This window comes from Nonomuraea zeae (assembly GCF_005889725.1).
GTDB classification, from domain to species: domain Bacteria; phylum Actinomycetota; class Actinomycetes; order Streptosporangiales; family Streptosporangiaceae; genus Nonomuraea; species Nonomuraea zeae.
The window spans coordinates 1-5,175 of the sequence record NZ_VCKX01000497.1; the positions used below are offsets into that span (position 1 = coordinate 1).

Sequence of the window (5,175 nt, forward strand, 5' to 3'; positions counted from 1 at the left end):
ACACCACCGCGTGTCCATGACCGACGGCGCGCTGGTGGCCGGGCAGCCGATCGGCGCGCCCTCCTGGTTCCCGTGCAACGACCGGCCTGGGGACAAGGCGTCGTACCGGATCTCCGTGACGGCCGGGTCGGCGTACCGGGTCATCGCGAACGGCGTGCTCGCCGCCCAGCGCCGCGGGGCCGGCACCACGACGTGGATCTACGACCAGCCGGAGCCCATGGCGAGCTATCTGGCCAGCGTGCAGATCGGGCGCTACCAGCTCGCGGAGGTCGCGGGCACCCGGCTGGCCCACCCGGCGCGCCTGGGCACCCGCGTCCGCCACGACTTCGGGCGGCAGGGCGAGATGATGGCGGTGTTCTCCGACCTGTTCGGGCCCTACCCGTTCACCGGCTACGTCGCCGTCGTCGCCGACGACGAGCTGGACATCCCGGTCGAGGCCCAAGGCATGTCGATCTTCGGCAGGAACCACGTGGACGGGCGGCGCGGCTTCGAGCGGCTGGTCGCGCACGAGCTGGCGCACCAGTGGTTCGGCAACAGCCTCACAGTCTCCTGCTGGAGCGACATCTGGCTGCAGGAGGGGTTCGCCACCTACGCCGAGTGGCTCTGGTCGGAGGCGTCGGGCGGCCCGTCCGCCGCCGATCACGCCCGGCGCTGGCACCAGCGGCTCTCCGCACTCCCCCAGGACTTCGTGCTGGCAGATCCGGGGGTGGACCTGCTGTTCGACGACCGCGTGTACAAGCGGGGGGCCCTGACCGTGCACGCGCTGCGCCGGACGCTGGGGGACGAGGTCTTCTTCCCCGTGCTGCGCGGCTGGACGGCCGGGCGCCGGCACGCGAACGTCACCACACGAGACTTCGCCGGACACGTCCAGCGGGCCACCACGCGGCCGGTGGGGCCGCTGCTGTCGGCGTGGCTGCACGACAAGCCGCTGCCCCCGCTCCGCTGAGAAGGCGTCGAGCCCGGCACCGCGCACTCCCCTGCTCCATCCCCGATGCGGGTCCATGGCCCAACGATTTCATTTGCGATACCGTTATCAAGAATGAAAAAGCAGCGGCGTGAAGGAGGCGGCATGCGGGAGCTGCCGGGGCGGGCGGTGCCGGTGAACGGCCGGCACGTCTATGTCGAGGAGTCCGGCCAGGGGCCGGACTGGGTGGTCTTCGAGGCGGGCCAGGGCTGCGGCCGGACCTGCTGGGACCCGGTGCTGCCGCCGCTGGCCGGGCACGCGCGGCTGGTGACCTACGACCGCGCCGGGCGCGCGCTCAGCGGCCGCACCACCCAGCGGCTCGGCATCGAGGACATGGCCGCCGACCTGGTCGCGATGACCGAGGCCGTCGTCCCTGGCGCGTTCGTGCTCGTCGCGCACAGCATGGGCGGGCTGGTCGCCCGCCGCGCCGCCGAGCGCCTGGGATCGCGGCTGCGGGGGCTGCTGCTGGTCGATGTCCTGCCGGAGACCTCCCCCGTGTACGACACCTGGGACGAGACCACCAAGACGATCGACCGCTGGCTGGCCGTGGCGCAGAGGCTCAGCGGCTTCCGGCCCCTGGCACGGCTGTTCGGCGGCAATCTCCGGCGCCTGTTCTCCGCCGACACCCACCAGACCATGCTCGCCGAGGACTTCACTCCCGCCGGGACCGCCCAGACCCGCAAGGAGGTGCGGGCGGTGGCCGCCGCCATCCCGCAGTTCCGCGCCCGGCCGCCCCAGCTCCCCAAATGCCCGACGATCATGCTGTCCGCGGCCCACGCCGCCAAAGGACGGGAGCGCCAGAACGCCGCCATCCGCGAGCACCAGCGCCGCTACGCCGAGAGCCTGCCCGACGGGCGCTGGGAGGAGGTCGCCTCAGGGCACTTCATCCAGGCCGAGCAGCCGGACCTCGTCGCCGACCGGGTACGCCGCCTCCTCGGCTCCTGATCGCCGGGTCTTGTTGTCGATTCGGGCTGTTCTCGTTCGCCGGGTGCTGGCGCCCCAGTACGGAGTCTTTGTCTACATGCCGGCACCGGCCGACCCGATGAAGATCTCGCCCGAGTACGAAGCGGCGCTCGAACGGTACCCGGCGCAGGTCGAGGAGCTGGGCGGGCGCGGGGTCGCGGGGTACGCGCTGCAGCCCAGCACCACGGCCACGTCCGTACGCGACGGCGACCTCGTCACCGACGGCCCGTTCATCGAGGCCAAAGAGGTCGTCGCCGGATTCTTCGGCGGAGGCGCACTGTCGCGAGCGGGGCTTCGTGCTCGCCGCGACGGCGCGCCCGGCGCCTGGCTGGTGTCCGAGCCGACCATGGCGGCCCGGGTCACCCGCGCCAAGAAGAAGATCACCGCGGCGGCGATCCCGTACCGGGTCCCGGACGCCGACAAGCTGTCCGCGCCGATCTGGTGGACCGCGCGCTGGTCCTGGCCCGGATGCTCGTGGAGCTGATGCCCGACGAGGCGGAGGTCCGCGGGCTGCTCGCGCTGCTGCTCACCGACGCCCGGCGGACCACCCGGACCGACGCTCAGGGCCGGCTCGTGCTGCTGGAGGATCAGGACCGCGCCCAATGGGACCGGGCCGCCATCGAGGAGGGGCGCCGCCTGGTCGAGCGGGCGTTCCGTACCGGCCGGGCCGGCCGGTACGCGCTGCAGGCCGGCATCGCCTGCCTGCACGCCACGGCCGCCGGCTACGCGGCGACCGACTGGCGCCAGATCCTGTGGCTCTACGACGAGCTGCTGAAGGTCTGGCCCGCCCCGGTCGTCGCGCTCAACCGGGTCGTGGCGATCTCGATGGTGCACGGTCCCCTGGTCGCCCTTGCGGAGATCGACGCCCTGACGCGGGACGACCGGCTCGCCGCGTACCACTATCTTCCGGCCGTCCGAGCCGATCTGCTGCGCCGGCTCGACCGGCCCCGCGAGGCTGCCGTCGCCCACCACGCGGCGCTGGACCTCGCCGACAACGCGGTCGAACGCGAGTTCCTCGCCGCCCGCCTGGCCGAGGCGGCCAGTATGTTTTCCTAACCTATGTTATTTTGGACTAGTGTACTCCGACATAGTGATCCTGCGCGGCCTGCTCCGGGGCCCGAAGCACGGCTACGAGATCAAGAAGCTCGTCGAGCGGATCACCGGCGGGTTCCTGAACAACAACACGCTCTATCCCGCGCTGCGCAGGTTCGAGCAGCGCGGCGAGATCGAGAAGGTGGCGGAGGAGACCACTCCAGGCCGTCCGCCCCGCACCGTGTACCGCCTCACCGGCAGGGGGCGCGACCGCCTGCGCGAGCTCCTGCACAACGCCGACCCCGCCGTGCTGGTCAAGGATGAGGAGTTCCAGGTCCGCGTCGGCATGTTCGACCTGATGGACCCGGAGATGCGCCTGCGCGTCATCCAGGCGCGTCGCGCGAGCGTCGAGCACTCCCTGGCCTCCCAGGAGGAGCTCGTGGCCTCCTCCGAGCAGCACCCCTGGGGGCTGCGTGTTCTCCGATTCAACATCGATCGGCAGCGTCTCGAGCTGGCCTGGCTGGACGAGCTCGCCACCGCGCTGGAGGAACCTCCCGATGAATCCCCCCAAGACGACCACGGCCGCTGACCGCCCCGCCCTCCTGACCACCCTGGTGCTCATCGCGGGGCCCGTCCTCTCCATGATCGACACGTCGATCGTCAACGTGGCCGTGCCCGACCTGGTCCGCGAGCTCGACCGGCCGCTCGCCACGGTCCAGTGGGCCGTCAGCGGCTACCTGCTCGCCATGGCCGTCGGCCTGGCCGCCACCTCGTTCCTGGCCCGCCGCTTCGGCCTGCTCCCCACGTACGCGGCCAGCCTCGCCCTGTTCACCCTCACCTCCCTCGCCTGCGCGCTCGCGCAGGGCGCGAGCGCGCTGATCGTCTTCCGCGCGCTCCAGGGCCTGGCGGGCGCTCCCATGGTGCCGCTCGCCGTCGGGCTGCTGATCGGCGGCGGCGGCGCCGTCCGGGACACCAGGAAGATGCCGATCGCGGCGGCGCTGGCGTTCTTCGCCGCCCCGGCGCTCGGGGTCTCCGCGGGCGGGCTCCTGATCAGCGTGTACGGCTGGCGCGCGATCTTCCTCGTCAACCTGCCGATCGGCCTGCTCGCCCTGCCTGGCGTGATCGCCGCCTACCGGGCGGGCCTGGGGACCCGGCCGGATCCGCGCGCCCGCCTCGACCTGCCGGGCATGGCGCTGCTCGCCGCCGGCCTCGGCACGGTCACGTACGGCGTCGAGCAGGCGATGAGCCACGGCTGGGCCGACCCCTGGTGGCCGCTCGGCCTGATCCTGCTCGCCGGATACGTGATGTGGGCGCGTTCCCGCACGAATCCCGCTCTCGACCTCGGGCTCGTCCGGCACCGGGCCCGCGCGCTCACCCTCGCCCTGTGCGCGCTGTCGAGCGTGGTCCTGTTCGCCGTGCTGTTCCTGGCCCCGCTCCTGCTGCAGAACATCCAGCACCACTCGACCGCGATCGTCGGGCTGGCGCTCCTTCCGCAGGGCCTGGCGATGGGGCTGTCCGCGCCGCTCGGCACGCGGCTCGTGGAGCGCTGGTCGGTCAGGGTCGTGGTGCTGGCCGGGATGCTGTTCCTGGCGGTCATGACCGGGGCGATGGCCCTGCTGAGCGCCGACACTCCGGTGTGGGTCACCACGCTGGTGCTGTGCGGGCGCGGCGCGGCCATCGGGCTGACCAGCCAGCCTCTGGTGCTGGCCCTGCTCGGCGGCCTGCCGCAGGACCGCATCCCCGACGGCAACACGCTGTTCAGCGTGGTCCAGCGGCTGGCCGGGTCCTTCGGCATCGCGTTGCTGGCCACGCTCTTCGCCACCCGCTCCACGGCCACCGGCTCCGCCCTCACCGGTTTCCACCAGGCGGTCCTGGTCCTCGGCGGTGTGGCCCTGCTCGGCGCGGCGGCCGCGCTCCTGCTGCCGCGCCGGCTCCCGGTCCAGGCCGCCGGGTAGCCCCGTCACCGCCGCTCCGGTCAGAGCCCAGGCCAGCGTGTTGCTGCAGGCGATCCGGCGAGACCCGAAGCACCCACCCTAAGGGGCCTGCCTCGCCGTACGGTCAGGCCGCGCCGCGGGCTCCCACCGTGATGACGCCGGCCGTGTGCAGGCTGGTGAGCAAGGCCCAGTCGTCGGTGGGGTCGAGCCAGACCTGGAGGTCGGCCGGGCCTGAAGGTCTCGGCAGCGCTCCGGCGGGCTCGTAGAAGGCCGAGACCAGGA

The 5,175-nt window shown here is 72.7% G+C and carries 6 protein-coding genes; all 6 read left to right on the top strand.

Going from position 1 to position 5,175, the window contains the following annotated elements; translation table 11 throughout:
* The coding region (locus tag ETD85_RS59860; RefSeq protein WP_138698691.1) for a M1 family metallopeptidase at nucleotides 1-946 on the top strand (946 nt) is incomplete at its 5' end.
* A 123-nt stretch (nucleotides 947-1,069) separates the two neighbouring features.
* On the top strand, nucleotides 1,070-1,909 hold the full coding sequence (locus ETD85_RS59865; protein ID WP_170247456.1) for an alpha/beta fold hydrolase: 840 nt from the start codon (nucleotides 1,070-1,072) through the stop codon (nucleotides 1,907-1,909).
* Between the two features lie 76 nt (nucleotides 1,910-1,985).
* Nucleotides 1,986-2,411 carry a YciI family protein gene (locus tag ETD85_RS65305; RefSeq protein WP_206059594.1) on the top strand — a complete coding sequence of 142 codons (426 nt, stop codon included), beginning with the start codon at nucleotides 1,986-1,988 and terminating at the stop codon, nucleotides 2,409-2,411.
* Entirely contained in the window at nucleotides 2,369-2,983 is a 615-nt protein-coding gene (locus ETD85_RS59875) for a DUF6596 domain-containing protein (RefSeq protein ID WP_206059595.1), read from the top strand. Before ETD85_RS65305 ends, ETD85_RS59875 begins: the two co-directional genes overlap by 43 nt.
* Before the next feature lie 19 nt (nucleotides 2,984-3,002).
* Nucleotides 3,003-3,548 carry a helix-turn-helix transcriptional regulator gene (locus ETD85_RS59880; protein ID WP_138698693.1) on the top strand — a complete coding sequence of 182 codons (546 nt, stop codon included), beginning with the start codon at nucleotides 3,003-3,005 and terminating at the stop codon, nucleotides 3,546-3,548.
* On the top strand, nucleotides 3,517-4,914 hold the full coding sequence (locus ETD85_RS59885) for a DHA2 family efflux MFS transporter permease subunit (protein WP_138698694.1): 1,398 nt from the start codon (nucleotides 3,517-3,519) through the stop codon (nucleotides 4,912-4,914). Before ETD85_RS59880 ends, ETD85_RS59885 begins: the two co-directional genes overlap by 32 nt.
* Nucleotides 4,915-5,175 lie beyond the last annotated feature (261 nt).